General features: G+C 65.6%; 15 protein-coding genes. 5 read left to right on the plus strand and 10 right to left on the minus strand.

Annotation, left to right across the window (positions count from 1 at the left end; genetic code table 11):
* Positions 1–32 precede the first annotated feature (32 nt).
* Positions 33–1,187, plus strand: coding sequence for an acetylornithine deacetylase (argE, locus tag H1D44_RS12070; protein ID WP_181515103.1), 1,155 nt, complete (start codon positions 33–35; stop codon positions 1,185–1,187).
* On the opposite strand, the gene H1D44_RS12075 is transcribed toward argE, so the two are convergent.
* The 8 genes from H1D44_RS12075 to H1D44_RS12110 form a co-directional block, all read right to left on the minus strand.
* Positions 1,184–2,071: an SMP-30/gluconolactonase/LRE family protein gene (locus H1D44_RS12075; protein ID WP_181515104.1), complete on the minus strand. Its 888-nt coding sequence runs from the start codon at positions 2,069–2,071 to the stop codon at positions 1,184–1,186. The two genes, argE and H1D44_RS12075, sit on opposite strands and share 4 nt — an antisense overlap.
* A gap of 67 nt (positions 2,072–2,138) precedes the next feature.
* Complete coding sequence (locus H1D44_RS12080; RefSeq protein WP_181515105.1) at positions 2,139–3,047, minus strand: aldose 1-epimerase; 909 nt, start codon at positions 3,045–3,047, stop codon at positions 2,139–2,141.
* The gene (locus H1D44_RS12085) at positions 3,040–4,203 is read right to left on the minus strand and encodes a Gfo/Idh/MocA family protein (RefSeq protein ID WP_181515106.1); all 1,164 of its coding nucleotides are present in this window, start codon (positions 4,201–4,203) and stop codon (positions 3,040–3,042) included. Before H1D44_RS12085 ends, H1D44_RS12080 begins: the two co-directional genes overlap by 8 nt.
* 11 nt (positions 4,204–4,214) lie before the next feature.
* Positions 4,215–5,270, minus strand: coding sequence for a sugar phosphate isomerase/epimerase family protein (locus H1D44_RS12090; protein WP_181515107.1), 1,056 nt, complete (start codon positions 5,268–5,270; stop codon positions 4,215–4,217).
* A gap of 64 nt (positions 5,271–5,334) precedes the next feature.
* Positions 5,335–6,285 carry an ABC transporter substrate-binding protein gene (locus H1D44_RS12095; protein ID WP_181515108.1) on the minus strand — a complete coding sequence of 317 codons (951 nt, stop codon included), beginning with the start codon at positions 6,283–6,285 and terminating at the stop codon, positions 5,335–5,337.
* A gap of 71 nt (positions 6,286–6,356) precedes the next feature.
* Positions 6,357–7,370 carry an ABC transporter permease gene (locus H1D44_RS12100; RefSeq protein WP_181515109.1) on the minus strand — a complete coding sequence of 338 codons (1,014 nt, stop codon included), beginning with the start codon at positions 7,368–7,370 and terminating at the stop codon, positions 6,357–6,359.
* Positions 7,351–8,880, minus strand: a complete 1,530-nt coding sequence (locus tag H1D44_RS12105) for a sugar ABC transporter ATP-binding protein (protein WP_181515110.1) — start codon at positions 8,878–8,880, stop codon at positions 7,351–7,353. The genes H1D44_RS12100 and H1D44_RS12105 overlap by 20 nt, the downstream gene beginning before the upstream one ends.
* The gene (locus tag H1D44_RS12110; RefSeq protein WP_181515111.1) at positions 8,880–9,650 is read right to left on the minus strand and encodes an SDR family NAD(P)-dependent oxidoreductase; all 771 of its coding nucleotides are present in this window, start codon (positions 9,648–9,650) and stop codon (positions 8,880–8,882) included. The genes H1D44_RS12105 and H1D44_RS12110 overlap by 1 nt, the downstream gene beginning before the upstream one ends.
* A gap of 310 nt (positions 9,651–9,960) precedes the next feature.
* On the opposite strand from H1D44_RS12110, the gene H1D44_RS12115 reads away from it, so the two are divergent.
* Positions 9,961–11,163, plus strand: coding sequence for an ROK family protein (locus H1D44_RS12115; RefSeq protein ID WP_181515112.1), 1,203 nt, complete (start codon positions 9,961–9,963; stop codon positions 11,161–11,163).
* Positions 11,164–11,268: 105 nt separating this feature from the next.
* Here the strand turns inward: H1D44_RS12115 and H1D44_RS12120 are convergent, their stop codons facing one another.
* Both H1D44_RS12120 and H1D44_RS12125 read right to left on the minus strand, forming a co-directional pair.
* Positions 11,269–12,030 carry a FadR/GntR family transcriptional regulator gene (locus H1D44_RS12120; RefSeq protein WP_238984476.1) on the minus strand — a complete coding sequence of 254 codons (762 nt, stop codon included), beginning with the start codon at positions 12,028–12,030 and terminating at the stop codon, positions 11,269–11,271.
* 85 nt (positions 12,031–12,115) lie between these two features.
* The gene (locus H1D44_RS12125; protein WP_181515113.1) at positions 12,116–13,918 is read right to left on the minus strand and encodes an IlvD/Edd family dehydratase; all 1,803 of its coding nucleotides are present in this window, start codon (positions 13,916–13,918) and stop codon (positions 12,116–12,118) included.
* A gap of 264 nt (positions 13,919–14,182) precedes the next feature.
* Between H1D44_RS12125 and H1D44_RS12130 the strand changes: the two genes are divergently transcribed.
* From H1D44_RS12130 to H1D44_RS12140, 3 genes are all read left to right on the plus strand, one after another.
* Complete coding sequence (locus H1D44_RS12130; protein WP_181515122.1) at positions 14,183–15,259, plus strand: TRAP transporter substrate-binding protein; 1,077 nt, start codon at positions 14,183–14,185, stop codon at positions 15,257–15,259.
* A gap of 66 nt (positions 15,260–15,325) precedes the next feature.
* Positions 15,326–15,895: a TRAP transporter small permease gene (locus tag H1D44_RS12135; RefSeq protein WP_181515114.1), complete on the plus strand. Its 570-nt coding sequence runs from the start codon at positions 15,326–15,328 to the stop codon at positions 15,893–15,895.
* 3 nt (positions 15,896–15,898) lie between these two features.
* A partial coding sequence (locus tag H1D44_RS12140; protein WP_181515115.1) for a TRAP transporter large permease subunit occupies positions 15,899–16,083 on the plus strand: 185 nt, incomplete at its 3' end.

Consider the following 16,083-nt stretch of genomic DNA (forward strand, 5'->3'; position numbering starts at 1 on the left):
TTAGGCTGGAGGGAACCAAAGAGGAGTACGACATGACCGCCGCCGAGATGCTCGAGCGCCTGGTGGGCTTTGCCACCGTTTCGCGCGATTCCAACCTTGACCTGATCGCCTTCGTCGAGAGTTATCTCGACGGGCATGGTGTGAAGCACTGGCGGGTAGAGAGCGACGATGGCAAGAAGGCCAACCTGCTGGCTCGCATCGGCCCCGAAGCGGTGGGCGGCGTGGTACTGTCCGGCCATACCGACGTGGTACCGGTGGCCGGCCAACCCTGGTCGACCGACCCGTTCACTCTGATCGACAAGGGCGACGGCAAGCTCTACGGGCGCGGCACCTGTGACATGAAGGGCTTTATCGCCTGCGCCCTGGCCGAGGTTCCCGCATGGACGAAGCTCGAACTGCACGCACCGATCTACCTGGCGTTTTCCTACGACGAGGAAGTCGGCTGCATCGGCGCGCCGCGCATGATCGAGCGGCTGATGGCCGACCACCCGCTTCCCTCGGCCGTGATCGTTGGTGAGCCAACGATGATGCAGCCGGTGGTGGCCCACAAGGGCGCCACCAACCTGCGCACCACCGTGACGGGACGCGCCTCTCACTCCAGCCAGGTCGACCAGGGCGTCTCGGCGATTCACGTGGCCGCACGGCTGGTCACGAAGATCGAGGACGTGATGCATGAGCTGCGCGCCGAGGGGCGCATCGACGAGGCCTTCAACGTCGCCCACTCCAGCCTGCACGTGGGCAAGATCGCCGGCGGCACCGCGATCAACATCATGGCCCGGGAGTGTACCTTCGAGTGGGAGATCCGCCACCTGCCACAAGATCGTTTCGAGGATCTGATCGGCCGAGTGAATGCCTTTGCCGCCGAGCTCGAAGCCGAGATGCAACGCAAGGCCCCGGAAACCCGCATCGTCACCGAGCCGCTCAACGAGACGGTCCCGGCGCTGGCCGATGACAACAATGCCGAGGTCCTCGACCTGTGCCGCGAACTGCTCGGCGAGCAGCCCCATGGCGCGGTGGCCTACGCCACCGAGGCCGGGCAGTTCCAGCGCGTGGGACTGCCCACCGTGATCTGCGGCCCGGGTAGCATCCGCCAGGCGCACCAGCCCGACGAGTACATCGAGATCGAGCAGCTTGCGGCGGGCACGCGCTTCATGCAGGCCTTGGGGCGACGACTGGCAAGCCGTTAGGCACTGAAACCAGGCTCGGCCAGCCCCCTCAAACCCGTTTTCAGCTGCAAAAGGCTACCAGCAAACGGCCAGCGCGCCTTGCCCGTGGCGTCCAGGTGCTGGGTGGCCGTGGTGATATACAGCGTGCTCAGATCGGAACCACCGAAGGCCACCATGGTCGGGTGCAGGCAAGGCACCTCATGCTCCGCCACCAGCTTCCCCGCGGGAGAGAAGCGCACGATGCGACCACCGCCGTAGAGTGCGCTCCAGTAGCCTCCTTCACTGTCCACCGCGGCACCGTCGGGCACCCCGGGCAGCCCCTGCATTTCCAGGTCGACCCAGGTTTCTGCTTTCCCCAAGGCGCCGCTTACGACGTCGAAGGGGTAGCGCAGGATGCGCCGGGTCAACGAGTCGGTGTGATAGAGCCAGCGCCGGTCGGGGCTGAAGGCCAGGCCGTTGGAGATGCCGATGCCGGACAAGCGCTGCGTGAGCTCACCCTTGTCGAGACAGTAGAGCGCCGCGCTGGGACTCGTCTCGTCGGCGTCGATGGTGCCCACCCACAGGCGCCCAGCGGCGTCGCAGCGGCCATCGTTGAAGCGATTGCCCTGCCCCGCTCGTTCCCACTCTGGATTGGCGGCCAGCCGCTCGGGTTCGCCGTTTTCCGGCAGACGCAGGATGCCCGAGGCGGCGGCCACCACCAGCCCAGCCTCGTCGAGGGCCACGCAGCCCACCTTCTCGTCCAGCTCGATACGCGTCGGCGCCCCGCCCTCCTGCGGGCGCCAGGCATAGACATGGCCGTAGTTGATGTCGGCCCAGTAGAGCGTCTGGCGCGCCACCGACCACACCGGGCTCTCGCCCAGGCTCATGTCGAGCTTCACCGCCACTTCGATACGATGGTACTGCATGACTGCCCTCTCGCTTACGGCTCCCTTGCCAAGACAGGTTCGACAATGGGCTCGGGTGGCTCTGCGTCTACGCTGACCGGTTACCGACGAGGCCTTGGAAACGGCAGTGCAGCGTGTGGCTCTGCCCCGTATACAACACGACCAGTCCGTGGCCCGACGACTCGTCGAAACGGTGGGCGTTGACAGCATGAGATACCGGCTCGAAGCAAAAAAAATCCGCTTGCGCGTCGGGTGAGAAGACCAGATAGCGCGTAGCGTTAGCGGTAATGCTCAAGCTAATATCCCGCTGCGGCCAGCACAGCCTGGCCTCGCCGATCCAGCCGGTGAAGAGGTTGTCGATCCTGCGCTCGGGCAGCGCGGCTTCGCACGCGAAATCCCACGGCTCCCCGGGTGAGACGCGACGCCAGGCGGTGGGCAGTTGATCGGCATCGACCTCCCAGACACCCTCAGCCTCGGCCTCGAGCCGCACATCGGCAGTACGTGGAAACCAGGGATGCAAGCCCAGCCCGTAGGGCGCCGCCCCTTCACCCAGGTGCGTCACGGTCAGCGTCACCTCGAGAGCGGCGTTGTCCAGCCGATACGTGAGCTCTGCCCGGTAATCGAACGGCGGCTGCTGCCACGAGCGCAGGCTCAAGCGCAGCTCCGGTTCATGCTGCGAGGATTCATGCTGCGCCTCCACCTGCCAAGGCCGCTGCCAGCCGTCACCGTGAATCGGCAGCGGCTCACCCGGCAGGTTGGCCGCCAGCGGATAGTGCCGACCACGCCACTCGAAGCCCCCCTCGGCGATTCGATTCGACCACGGCACCAACGGGTACATGGCGAGCCGATTGGGGTCTCGCTCGCCGGTGCCACCGGGACGCATCAGCGCCACCGGCCCCGCCGGCGTCAGGGCATCGAAGCGCACCAGGCTGGCCCCGAGCTCGGGTGCCACCACCACGCTCAGCTGGCCATTATCGAGGGTCAGCGTCTCATACATTCACCCAGCCACCCCCTGACGCGGAAGACTCCAGGGCACGGGTGATGAACGTGAGGCCCTCGACGCCATCCATTACCCCCGGCGTGTTCACACCAAGCCCATGGTCCGTGCGACCGGCCTGAAGCGCGCGTATCTGCCCGGCGTAGTCGCGATAGAGCTGGGCGAAGGCCTCGAGATAGCCTTCGGGATGCCCCGGCGGTATGCGCGCCGCCGCCAGCGCCGTCTCGCCCAGGCCAGGACCGTTGCGCGTCAGAATGCGTGACGGCTCGCCGAGCGGCGAATGCACCAGCCGGTTGGGCGTCTCCTGGCTCCACTCCAGGCCACCGCGGCTGCCGTAGACCCGCAGCTTGAGGCCGTTTTCATTGCCCGGCGACACCTGGCTCGACCACAGCATGCCCCTGGCGCCTCCCTTGAAGCGCAACATCATGTGCACGTTGTCGTCCAGGGCGCGGCCCTCGACGAAGGTGTGCATGTCCGCCGCGAGCGACTCGAGCTCGAGCCCGGTGACGTAGCGCGCCAGGTGATAGGCGTGGGTACCGATGTCGCCCAGGCAGCCGGCCGGCCCACTGCGCCTGGGGTCGGTGCGCCACTCGGCCTGCTTCACGCCGCTCTCCTCCAGGCGGGTGGAGAGCCAGTCCTGGGGGTACTCCACCTGCACCACCCTGAGCTCGCCCAGCTCACCACTGGCGACCATCTCGCGGGCCTGACGCACCAGCGGATAGCCTGAGTAGTTGTGGGTCAGGCCGAAGAACAGCCCGCTGCGCTCGACCAGTGCGGCCAGCGCCTGGGCATCCTCCAGGGTGGTGGTCATCGGCTTGTCGCAGATCACATGGATGCCGGCCTCGAGAAAGGTGCGCGCCACGTCGAAGTGCAGATGGTTGGGGGTGACGATGGCGACCACGTCGATCCCATCCTCGCGCTGGCGCTCGGCCTCTGCCATGGCGCGGTAGTCGGGATAGGCGCGCGCTTCGTCCACGTGCAGCTCGGCGGCGGCCGCACGGCTGCGCTCCGGATCAGAGGCGAAGGCACCGGCCACCAGCGCATAGTGATCGTCGAGCCTGGCGGCGATGCGGTGCACACCGCCGATGAAGGCACCCTGGCCGCCACCCACCATGCCCAGGCGCAGCCGGCGTGGCGTGTCGTGATGTTGACTCATGTCGTTCTCCCTCAGTCGAGGCCCAGCAGGCGACGGTTGGCCGCCTCGTCGGCGCCGCCATCGGCGAAGTCGTCGAAGGCCCGCTCGGTGACTTCGATGATATGGTCGCGAATGAAGGAGGCGCCTTCCCGCGCGCCCGCCTCGGGATGCTTGAGGCAGCACTCCCACTCCAGCACCGCCCAGCCGTGGTAGTCGTTGGCCGCCATCCACGAAAAGATGTGCTTGAAGTCGACCTGGCCGTCGCCCAGCGAGCGAAAGCGTCCGGCCCGTTCGGTCCACGACTGGTAGCCGGAGTAGACGCCCTGCTTGGGACTGGGGTTGAACTCGGCGTCCTTGACGTGAAACATCTGGATATGCTCGCGGTAGACGTCGAGAAAGCCCAGGTAGTCGAGCTGCTGCAGGATCAGGTGGCTGGGATCGTAGAGGATATGGCAGCGCGGGTGATGGCCGACCCGCTCGAGGAACATCTCGAAAGTGATGCCGTCGTGCAGGTCCTCGCCGGGGTGGATCTCGTAGCAGAGGTTGACCCCGACCTCGTCGAAGGCATCGAGGATCGGTCGCCAACGCCTGGCCAGCTCGTCGAAGGCGGTGTCGATCAGGCCGGCCGGACGCTGCGGCCACGGATAGACATAGGGCCAGGCCAGGGCGCCGGAAAAGGTGCCGTGGTCGGTCAAGCCCAGATTGCGTGAGGCGCGTGCGGCAAACTGCAGCTGCTCCACCGCCCAGGCCTGGCGCGCCCGCGGATTGCCCCTCACCTCGGGCACGGCAAAGCCATCGAACATCTCGTCATAGGCCGGATGCACGGCAACCAGTTGGCCCTGCAGGTGGGTGGAGAGTTCGGTCAGGGCCAGCCCGTGTTCGGCCAGGGTGCCCTTGATCTCGTCACAGTAGGTGCGGCTTTCGGCAGCACGTTTCAGATCGATCAGACGCGCGTCCCAACTGGGCAGCTGAACCCCCTTGTAGCCCAGGTTCGCCGCCCAGGCCGCGATGCTGTCCAGGCTATTGAAAGGTGCTTCGTCGCCGGCGAACTGGGCGAGAAAGATCGCCGGCCCTTTGATTGTTTTCATGATGGGCTCTCCGATGATGATCGATGGATGACCCTGGCGGGCGCCGGGCGCCCGCCAGGCTCGATCAGAACGGTGAATCGGGGAAATAGTACTGCTCGGCGTTCTCCTGGGTGATCAACGGTGAGCCGAGGATGTACTGGCCGACCACCGGGCCGTTGGAAACGAAATGCTGCACGGTGAGGTCCATGGCCGTGGCAATCATCGCCGGCGGATAGAGCACGTCGACCGGCACCAGATCGTCCCCCTCCATCACGCGCCTGATGATGTCCTTCATGCCGGCACCGCCGACAATGAACAGCTCGTCCTCGCGCCCCGCCTGGCGTACCGCTTCGATCACGCCGATGGCGATATCGTCGTCCTGGGCCCATACCGCATCGATGCGGTCGAAGCGTGCCAGGTAGTCCTGCATCACCTCGAAGCCGTCGTCACGGTTCCAGTTGGCGTGCTGCATGTCGAGGATATTGATGTCGGAGCCTTCGATGGCCTCCTGAAAGCCCTGTACGCGCTCCTCGTCGATCACCGTGGGAATCCCGCGCAGCACCACGATATCGCCCTGCCCGTCGAGCTGCTCGCGAATGTACTCGCCGGAGACCCGGCCCATTTCATGGTTATTGCCGGCGACGTAAAGGTCCTCGATGCCCTCCTGCTCGAGGCCGCGGTCGACCACGGTGACGAACACCCCGGCATCCTTGACCCGCCGCACCGGATCGGTCAAGGGCCCGGACTCGAAGGGCAGCACCACCAGCGCATCGATGTTGCGCTGCGAGACGAGATCCTCGAGATCGTTGGCCTGTCCACCCGGGTCACTTGCCGTGGTGATGGTGATCGAGACCTCTGGATAGAGTGATTCGAGGCGCTCCTTGGCCTGCTGGGCATGGAAGTTGACCCCGCCGGTCCAGCCATGGGTGGCGGCGGGTATCGACACGCCGATGGTGTACTCCTGAGCGGCGGCAAAGCTGGGCAGCCCCAGCGCTGCAGCGGCAGCGAAAGCTGCTAGGGTCCTCTTGGTTGGCATGCTGATGCTCCTTTAGCGGTTTGTGCTTGTTGTTGTGCTGCGACTTGTTGTTGTGCTGCGACAAAAGCGCCTCATGGCGCCGACTTCCTCCACGATGCGCGCTGCAGGTACACCGCGACGATGATGATGATCCCCTGCACCGTACCGTTGAGATAGTTGGAGATGGCATCGGTCAGGTTGAGGATGTTGCCGATCATGGTCAGCATGATCGCCCCCACTACCGTGCCCCAGATGCGGCCGTGCCCGCCCTTGAGCACGGTGCCGCCGATGATCACCGCGGCGATCGCCTCGAGCTCCCACAGCACCCCGGTGGCGCCCGACGCCGAGCCCAACCGCGGTACGTAGATGATGGTCGCCAGCGCCACGCACACGCCCTGCAGCATGTAGGTCATGGTCTTGATGCGATCGACGTGGATGGCGCTGTACTCGGCCACCCTCTCGTTGGAACCTATGGCGAAGCAGTAGCGACCGAAGCGCGTATGGTTGAGCAGGATGTAGCCGGCCACCGCCACCAGCAGGAACACCAGCACCGGAATCGGAATGCCCATCAGGTGGCCGTAGTAGACCGGCCGATAGACGTCACGCACCCCCCAATCCAGCGACAGGGTCCCGCCGTCGGCCAGGTAAGTCACCAGCGAGCGGTAGATGCCCATGGTGCCGAGGGTGACGATGAACGCCTCGATCTTGCCCTTGGTGGTCACCATGCCGTTGATGAAGCCGGCGCCCAGCCCCAGCAGCAGCGAGGCCCCGATGCCCAGCAGGATGGTGGTCAAGCCCGGCCCGAACTGCTCGACCAGACTGTTCATGAGGATGATCATCACCCCGGCGATGAAGGCCGCCATCGAGCCCACCGACAGGTCCAGCCCGCCTGCCGTGATCACGAAGGTGGCACCGATGGCGATGATGCCGATGAAGGCGCTGCGGGTGAGCATGTTGGAGAGATTGTCCAGCCCCAGGAAAGCAGGGTTGATCAACACACCCAGCAGCGCCAGGGCCAGCAGGGCAACGAAGGGACCCCAGGTCTTGAAGTCGACGGAGGCGTGGCTCCGGGCGACTGGCTTGTTGTCAGGCACGACGCGGTTCATCGACTCCTACCCCCTTGATCCCGGATGCGTACTGCATGATTTCGTGTTCATTGATCTGCTCGCCCTCGAGCACCCCGGTCAGCACCCCGGCACACATCACCGCCACCCGGTGCGAGAGGCCGATCAGCTCGGCCATCTCCGAGGAGATCAGGATCACCGAGCGGCCGGCCTCGGTGAGCTCGCGCACGAAGTGATAGATCTGGTGCTTGGTGCCCACGTCGATGCCGCGGGTCGGCTCGTTGATGATCACGATCTCGGGGTCGATGGACATCACCTTGGCCAGCAGCAGCTTCTGCTGGTTGCCGCCGGAGAGTTCGGCGGCAGTGGCCGCCTGGGTGCGCAGGCGAATGTCGAAGCGCTCGATGGCCTCCTGGAAGGCCTGCTCCTCACGGCGGCGATCGATCAGCGGCCGACAGTAGGCGCGCAGGTTGAGCAGCGTGAAATTGGGGCGCAGCCCCATGTTGAGCACCAGGCCCTTGCCCTTGCGATCCTCGGTGAGATAGGCGATGCGCTGACGCACCGCATCGCGCAGGTGGCGCAATGCCACCGGCTTGCCGTTGCGCAGCACCTCGCCGCGAGAGCGGGCGCGCAGCCCAAGCACCGCTTCGATCAGGGCCGTACGCCCGGCGCCGACCACCCCGCCGAAGCCCAGCACTTCGCCGCGTCGCAGGGTGAAGCTCGCCTGCTTCACGGCACCGGGCACCACCATGTCGCGCGCCTCCAGCACCACCTCCGCATCGCTGGCCAGCCGGGTACGCTCGGGGTACATGTCGCTGATCTCGCGCCCCACCATCAGCCGCGCCAGTTCCTCCTTGCTGCGCCCGGCCATCGGCGCGCTGTCGATCAACCGACCGTCGCGCAGCACCGTGACCCGGTCGGCGATGCGCTCGATCTCGCGTAGCTTGTGGGAGATATACAGGATCGCCACGCCGCGCTGGCGCAGCCGCGCGATCAGCTCAAACAGCACCTCTACCTCATGCTCGGTGAGGGTCGCGGTGGGCTCGTCCATGATCAGCACCCGCACGTCGCGGGTGATCGCCTTGGCAATCTCTACCATCTGCTGATCGGAGGTGCTGAGGTCCTTGACCCGGGCCCGCGGGTCGACCCGGGTTTCGAGTTCGGCCAGCGCCGCGCGGCAGCGCTCACGCATGGCGCGGCGGTCGAGGAAGGGCCCACGGCGCAGCTCGCGGCCCAGGAAGATGTTTTCCTCCACGGAGAGCTGTTCGGCCAGGGCCAACTCCTGGTGGATCATCACGATGCCGTCGGCCTCCGCCTCACCGCTGCTGCGGTAGCGGCGCGCCTCGCCGTCCAGGTAGATGTCGCCGGAGGTGGCACTCAGGTAGCCCGAGAGGATCTTGACCAGGGTCGACTTGCCGGCGCCGTTCTCGCCCAGCAGCGCATGGACCTCACCGGGCACCAGATCGAGATCGATGTCGAACAGCACCTGGTTCTGGCCGAACGAACGGCAGATCCGGCGCGCCGACAGCAGCGGCGGGTTGCGATCGCTCATCAGCCCCACCCCGCGTCGACGGAGAACTCGTGGCCGGTCAGCTGGGCGCTGTCGTCCGCGGCCAGGAACAGCACCATGGGCGCCACGTGGTCGGGAGACAGGCGCACCTTGAGACACTGATGCTCGCGGATCCACGCCTCGTCTTCCGGACCGATCCACCGGTCGAGCTGGCGCTGGGTCATGATGCAGCCGGGCACCACCGTGTTGACGCGGATGTTCTGCCTGCCCAGGTCGCGGGCCAGGCTGCGGGTCAGCCCGTGCACCGCCGCCTTGGCCGTGACATAGGCCGACAGGTCGGGAATCGCGGTTTTCACGCTGATGGAGCTGAAGTTGATGATCACGCCACCGCCGGCTTCGATCATCTGGTGGGCCGCGGCCTGCGCGGCAAAGAACATTGGCCGCAGGTTGATCGCCATGCGCTCGTCCCAGTAGGCGACATCGACTTCCTTCCAGTCGTGGCGATCATCGTTGGCGGCGTTATTGACCAGAACATGAATGGGTCCCAGTGTGTTGCCCACTGCCGCAATCACGTCCTGCAGCGCAGCCACATCGCGGATGTCGCAGCGGTGGTAGTGAGGCGCCCGCCCGGTCGCCGTCTGTAGCTCCTCCACCAGTGCCAGGCTAGCGACGTCGTCGATGTCGACGAAGGCCACGCGCGCGCCCTGTCGATGGAAGGCCCGGGTGAGTGCCGCGCCGATGCCGCTGCCACCACCGGTGATGAAGACCACCCGCTGCTCGAGACTGGGGTAACGTGCCGCATGGTTGCTCATGCCCTCTCCACTTTGTTTGTTCTTTTTACTAACTGAAGAGTGGTCGCCGCTCCCTGGCTACGCAATAAAACTTTAGTTGCAATCTTGTTTTTTCATGAAATTCATGAGGTTCTTAATAAACTCAGAAAATAAGCTGGAAAATTGCCGATGGTTGTCACGACGGCATTCGTTTAAACTTGGAATCAACCAACACCCCGGCTCGCACGACTCAGCCGCCCCAAGGGGCCGGTTCCACGGGCCTGATGAGCGTCCGACAGCCAGTTGCGCTTTCCTTTCGTCGCCCCCCGGGGCGTTTTGCAAGGCCAGATCCATGTCCCATCGCAATCAGCAGCACAAGGCGGGCGACCTGCACTTCCTCAAGCGGCTCAACCGCAGCGCCATACTGGAGATGGTGCGTCGCACACCGGGCCTGACCCGCGCCGATATTGCCGCCCAGGCGCAGCTGACCAAGGCCACTGTCGGTGCAGGCGTGCAATCGCTGCTGAATCAAGGCTGGCTGCGGGAAGGAGAGCTGCAGAAGAGCAGCGGCGGCCGCCCGGGTCGCGCCCTGCACCTCAACGAAGAACAGCACGTCCTGCTCGGCGCCGAGGTCGGCGTGCATGGCCTGCGCCTGGTGGCCTGTACGCTGGCGGGCCAGGTGCTGGCTTCACACCACGAGCACCTCGTTCCCACCACGCCCGAAGTCACTGCCGAGCTGCTTGGGAAACTGTTGCACGCGCTGATGCATGAAGCCCCGGTCAAGAATCGCCATTGCCTGGGCCTCGGCATTGCCCTACCCGGCCCTATCTCACCCGGCCAGCCGGTGCTGCGTCTGGCCCCCAACCTGGGCTGGCGCGACATCCGCTTTCTCGACCTGCTGCGCCCCCACCTGCCCCGGCTGGACGGCACCTGGCTGATGGACAACGAAGCCAAGTCCGCGGCCTTCGGCGAGCTCTATTTTCGTACCGGCACCATTCCCGAGTCGCTGATGTACGTGAGCGCCGGCACCGGGATAGGCAGCGGCATGGTCGAAGGCAGCCATCTGCCGCTGGTGGCGCGCGGCATCCAAGGGCTCGCCGGTGAGATCGGTCATACCGTGCTGCAGCCGGGCGGGCTTTATTGCCATTGCGGTAACCGCGGCTGCGCCGAAACCCTGGTCAGCGGCTGGTCGATCCGCGCCGCGCTCGGCATTGCCGAAGAGGAGGACCTGATCGAGACCCTGCTGCCACGCATGCATGAGCCCGAGGTCCAGGTCACCCTGCGCCGGGCCGGCGAGGCCCTGGGCATTCTGCTGCTGAACCTGCACCACAGCCAGAACCCCTCCGAGATCGTCCTCGGCGGTTCGTTGACACGACTTGGCGCACCGCTGCTGGACCCCGCGCTCCACTACTTTCAGGAAAACCAGACCCGGCTGCTGGGCACGCCGCAACAGGTCCCGCTGCGGGTAGTGGAGGATGCCACTTTCATTGCCGCACGCGGAGCGGCGGCCCAGGTGCTGGCCAGCATCATCCATGGCCCCAGTGACCTGTTCTGAGCGAGGGTAGCAAAAACCCTCGCCCCCCTCGCGGCGACGGCTAAGTTGAGAGAGTCAACTTAGCGAGACCCTCGGGTGCATCGCGCCGATCACGCTGATGGCTCCCTACCCGGGCAGCTCGACGCTGCAGCCCAGCGAGCTGGCACCCGGCTTCAGGCCCAGCGCGTCGGCAGTACCGGCCAGCACCGCCTGTGCGGCCAGGAAGGCCTCCCGCGGGCGCCTCAGGCGAATGCTCTCCATCAGCTGCCGATGCCGCTCGAGGCTGTCCTCAGGGTCGCTGGCGCTCTCGTTGGACATGGTCACCAGCAGTTGAATCGAGGGCCTGAGAATGTGCGACAGCTGCGCCCAGACGATGTTGTGAGTGGCCTTGAAAATGGCCACGTGGAAGGCCACGTCGCACTCGCTGTGCAAGCGACGCTCCTCCGGGCAGCCGGCATCGCGCAGGTTCTGGCCCATGCCCTCGAAGGCTTCCTCGATGGCGACCAGGTCACGCGCGGTGGCGCGCCGCGCCGCGGTCATGGCCACGTAGGGCTCGACGTCGAGGCGAAAGGCGAGGATTTCGCGCTGGATTTCCGGGTTGGGAGCGGCGTAGCGAGCCAGCCACTCGGTCACCTGCGGGTCGAGAATATGCCACTCGGGATACTCGCGAACCTTGGAGCCGTGCCCGGAAATGCGCTCGATGATGCCGGCATCGACCAACTGGCGCAGGTCGCTGCGCACCGCCGAGCGACTCATGGCGAAGCGCTCGCAGAGGTCGATTTCCCTGGGCACGAACTCACCGGGCTGATAGCGACCGGCGAATATCTCCTCGGCGAGATATTCGGCGATGCTGGCCCGGGCCATTGGCTTGCGCTGAGATGACGTCACGTAATGAGATCCTGTTTCAATTCCCGCCTATCATACCCCACCCCACGGCCCTTTCGGGCGCCGCCGAAGCAGGCATGCGCCCACCTCAGTGGTTGTCGCGCGGCGGACTCAGCCGCGCCACATCGCGGTAGTCGGTGGCCGCTTTGAGTGTCATGCCACGATCCAGCGGCTCCACCATACTGCGCTGAATCTCCTGCCAGGGCGTCTGGTGGGCCGGATAGGCGTAGCCACCGCCGGCCTCGAGGCGCTGTCGCCGCCTCTCGAGCTCAGCCTCGTCCACCAGCAGCAGTACCTCACCGCGCTTGAGGTCGACACGCAGCCGGTCGCCATTTTCCAGCAGCGCCAAGCCCCCGCCGACGGCAGCTTCGGGTGAGGCGTTGAGAATCGAAGGCGACCCGGAGGTGCCCGACTGGCGTCCATCGCCGAGACACGGCAGCGATTCGATGCCGCGCTGCAGCAGGGCCGCCGGCGGCTGCATGTTGACCACCTCGGCACCGCCCGGATGGCCCACCGGCCCGGCACCGCGCATCACCAGGATGGTGTATTCGTCGATCTCGAGCGCCGGGTCGTCAATCCGAGCGTGATAGTCCTCGGAGCCGTCGAACACCGCCACCCGGCCTTCGAAGGCATCGGGGTCGTCGGGATCGGAGAGGTAGCGGGCGCGAAAGTCGGCGGAGATGACGCTGGTCTTCATCAGCGCCGAGTCGAACAGGTTGCCCTTGAGGTTGAGGAAGCCGGCATGCTCGACCAGGGGATTGGCATAGCGCCGGATCACCTCGTCATCCCGGGCCTCCTGCCCCTGCAGATTCGCCGCCAGCGTCTGGCCATTGACGCTCAGCGCAGCGCCATGCAGCCGGCCGGCGCCGAGCAGCTCGCACAGCACCGCCGGCACGCCACCGGCTCGATGGAACTCCTCGCATAGGTAGGCCCCCGCGGGTATCACGTTGGCCAGCAGCGGCACCTGGTGGCCAAGACGCTGCCAGTCGTCGTTGGTGAGCTCGACCCCGGCATGGCGGGCAATGGCGTTGACATGCACCGGCGCATTGCTGGAACCGCCCAGGGCCGAGCAGGTAACGATGGCGTTCTCGAACGCCTGGCGCGTGAGTATCTCCAGCGGGCGCAGATCCTCCCACACCATGTCGACGATGCGCGCACCGGTGTCGAAGGCGACCATGGCGCGCTCCTTGTAGGGGGCCGGGATCAGCGCAGAGCCGGGCAGGCTCATGCCCAGCACCTCGGCCATGGCGTTCATGGTTGAAGCGGTGCCCATGGTGTTGCAATGGCCGATGGAAGTGGCCGAGTCGCTGGCCCGGGACAGGAACTCGGCATAGCCGATATCGCCGGCGGCCAGGCGCTTGCGCAGCTCCCAGATGATGGTGCCCGAGCCCACCCTTTCGGCGCCTCGCCAGCCGTTGAGCATCGGCCCGCCGGAGAGCACGATGGCCGGAATATTGACCGTGGCGGCCGCCATCAGTGCCGCCGGGGTGGTCTTGTCGCAGCCGGTAGTGAGCACCACGCCATCGAGAGGATAGCCGTGCAGCACCTCGACCAGTCCCAGGTAGGCCAGGTTGCGATCCAGCGCCGCGGTGGGCCGGCGCACGTTCTCGTGGATCGGGTGCATGGGGAACTCGAAGGGCACCCCGCCGGCGGCGCGAATGCCATCCTTGACGCGCTTGACCAGCTCGATGTGGTGGCGATTGCAGGGCGTGAGATCGGAACCAGACTGACAGATGCCGATGATCGGCCTGCCGCTGGTCAACTCTTCCAGGGTCAGGCCGTAGTTGAGATAGCGCTCGATGCACAGCGCCGTGGTGCCGGGATGCTCGGGGTTGTCGAACCAGTAGCGCGATCGCAGCTGGTCGGGGGCAATTCTATGTCGACTGGTCATCGTCTCGCTCCACGCCGTCATTCGAGGAAGGAGGCAGACTTCGCAGAGTCTCCTGAGTGCTAATGACCTTACGCCGCAACTGGGCGCGCAGTCGATACATACAAAAGTATATGTTGAACAAATAAAGGATATGTCAGACATTTACTCAAGGCAGGCTGAGTGATGGCCTCGCCGCAATCCGCTGCATCCGACAACAACAACGCACTGCGCAGTTACCCAGACCGGGGCGCACTCCCCGCGGCGCAGCGCATGGAGGCCCGACTCATGCTCTACCCCTGGAAACTCTCTCTGGCAGTGGCCGGCGTCACGCTCCTCGGCGGCGGCCTGGCCTACGCCGCGACACCCGACCTCTCCGACCCTCCCGCCATCGAAGGGGATGTCCTCGAAGATCACGGCAGCCACACCATTCGCATGGGGCTCGGGCTGTCCGAAACGTCACCGCAATACCTCTCGACCCGCTACTTTGCCGACATTCTCTCCACGCGTACCGACGGTCGCATCACCGTCAACATCTTTCCCAACAGCCAGCTCGGCGACGATGTGCAGATGATGGAGATGATGCAGACCGGGACGCTGGACATGAGCTATCCCTCCTCCTCGCCGGCTACCACCTACGTCTCGGAGCTGGCGGTCTTCGACCTGCCGTTCCTGCTGCCGACGCGTGAAGCGGCCGTTGCGGTCATGAACAGCGACGTGGCCCAGCAGATGCTGGACGCCTTCGAAGGCACCGGCCTCAAGGCCCTGACCTTCTCGGAGAACGGCTATCGCCAGCTCACCAACAGCGCAAGGCCGATCGAATCACCGGAAGACGTCGGCGGGCTCGATGTGCGCGGGCTGAGCGTTCGCACCATGGAGAACCCGGTGCACCTCTCGATCTGGGAGACCCTGGGCGCCAACCCCACGCCCATGGCCTTCGGCGAGCTGTTCTCGGCCATGGAGCAGCGCGTGGTCGACGGCCAGGAGAACCCCTGGAGCACCATCCTGACCTCCAACTTCCACGAGGTGCAGGACTACGGCTCCGAGACCCGTCATGTCTACACCCCCTTCATCATGATGATGTCGGAGCGCACCTGGGATCGCCTCGACCCGGCCTACCAGCAGCTGGTGCAGGAAGCAGCGCGACAGTCGGCCGAGTACGAGATCCAGCTCGCAGCCGAGTACGATGACTGGTCGCGGCAGCAGCTCGAGGAACGCGGCATGCAGATCACCCGGCTCGACGACGACCAGATCGCTGCCTTCCAGGAAGCGGTACAGCCCGTCTACGACCAATGGGGACCGCGTATCGGCGAGGACCTGATCGCCAGCATTCAGGAAATCGCCAGCGCCGCTGTCAACGACTGACTTCTCTCCTGAACGCTATGGCAAGGCGGGGGCGCACGGCTCCTCGCCTTGCCTACGGAGCACTGCATGACCTCTCCCACTCCCCCCGTGGATCCCGCCGAGTATCTCGACGACCCCAACCGCAAGACACTGGAGCTCGATTTCGAGACACCCCGGGGACCGGCCCTGTTCCGCTGGCTGACCCGGCTCATGGAGCACCTGATCGCCACGGTACTGGTCGCGCTCATCGTCTCGGTGTCGGCCAACGTGATCGGCCGTGCCCTGCTCAATCGTTCGCTGCCCTGGGCCGACGAGCTGGCCCGGATGCTGTTCATCTGGCTCATCTTCATCGGTGCCGCGGCGGCCTTTGCCCGCTATGAACACATCGCCGTGGACTACCTGGTGCGCAAGCTCAAGCCACGTGCCGCCCATGTCCTCTACCTGATCCAGCATCTCATCATCAGCGGACTGATGGGCGTGCTGATCTGGGGCGGCTACCTGGTGATGTCTCGCTCCACCGGGCGCACCGCCATCCTCGGCGTGCCCTGGAACCTGATCAACGTCTCGCTGGTGATCTGCGCCGGCTTCATCGGCTGCGTTGCCATCTGGCGTGCCTGGCGCAGCCTCACCTTCCTTCGCAACGGCCGGGAGACGTAACGCATGCTGTGGATCTTCCTGGGCATCCTGTTCGCCTCCATCGGCATCGGTCTGCCGATCGCCTTCGGCCTTGGCGTGGCTGCGGTGGTCCTGGCGGTGCTCTCCGACATTCCGCTCTCGATCCTGATCGAGCAGTCGATACGCGGGGTCAACAACTTCCCGCTGCTGGCGATTCCGTTCTTCATCCT

Source organism: Billgrantia kenyensis, assembly GCF_013697085.1.
Lineage (GTDB): Bacteria > Pseudomonadota > Gammaproteobacteria > Pseudomonadales > Halomonadaceae > Halomonas > Halomonas kenyensis.

Coding starts and splice junctions, on each gene's coding strand:
- argE (WP_181515103.1), top strand. CDS start 33: ATGACCGCCGCCGAGATGCTCGAGCGCCTGGTGGGCTTTGCCACCGTT.
- H1D44_RS12075 (WP_181515104.1), bottom strand. CDS start 2,071: ATGCAGTACCATCGTATCGAAGTGGCGGTGAAGCTCGACATGAGCCTG.
- H1D44_RS12080 (WP_181515105.1), bottom strand. CDS start 3,047: ATGTATGAGACGCTGACCCTCGATAATGGCCAGCTGAGCGTGGTGGTG.
- H1D44_RS12085 (WP_181515106.1), bottom strand. CDS start 4,203: ATGAGTCAACATCACGACACGCCACGCCGGCTGCGCCTGGGCATGGTG.
- H1D44_RS12090 (WP_181515107.1), bottom strand. CDS start 5,270: ATGAAAACAATCAAAGGGCCGGCGATCTTTCTCGCCCAGTTCGCCGGC.
- H1D44_RS12095 (WP_181515108.1), bottom strand. CDS start 6,285: ATGCCAACCAAGAGGACCCTAGCAGCTTTCGCTGCCGCTGCAGCGCTG.
- H1D44_RS12100 (WP_181515109.1), bottom strand. CDS start 7,370: ATGAACCGCGTCGTGCCTGACAACAAGCCAGTCGCCCGGAGCCACGCC.
- H1D44_RS12105 (WP_181515110.1), bottom strand. CDS start 8,880: ATGAGCGATCGCAACCCGCCGCTGCTGTCGGCGCGCCGGATCTGCCGT.
- H1D44_RS12110 (WP_181515111.1), bottom strand. CDS start 9,650: ATGAGCAACCATGCGGCACGTTACCCCAGTCTCGAGCAGCGGGTGGTC.
- H1D44_RS12115 (WP_181515112.1), top strand. CDS start 9,961: ATGTCCCATCGCAATCAGCAGCACAAGGCGGGCGACCTGCACTTCCTC.
- H1D44_RS12125 (WP_181515113.1), bottom strand. CDS start 13,918: ATGACCAGTCGACATAGAATTGCCCCCGACCAGCTGCGATCGCGCTAC.
- H1D44_RS12130 (WP_181515122.1), top strand. CDS start 14,183: ATGCTCTACCCCTGGAAACTCTCTCTGGCAGTGGCCGGCGTCACGCTC.
- H1D44_RS12135 (WP_181515114.1), top strand. CDS start 15,326: ATGACCTCTCCCACTCCCCCCGTGGATCCCGCCGAGTATCTCGACGAC.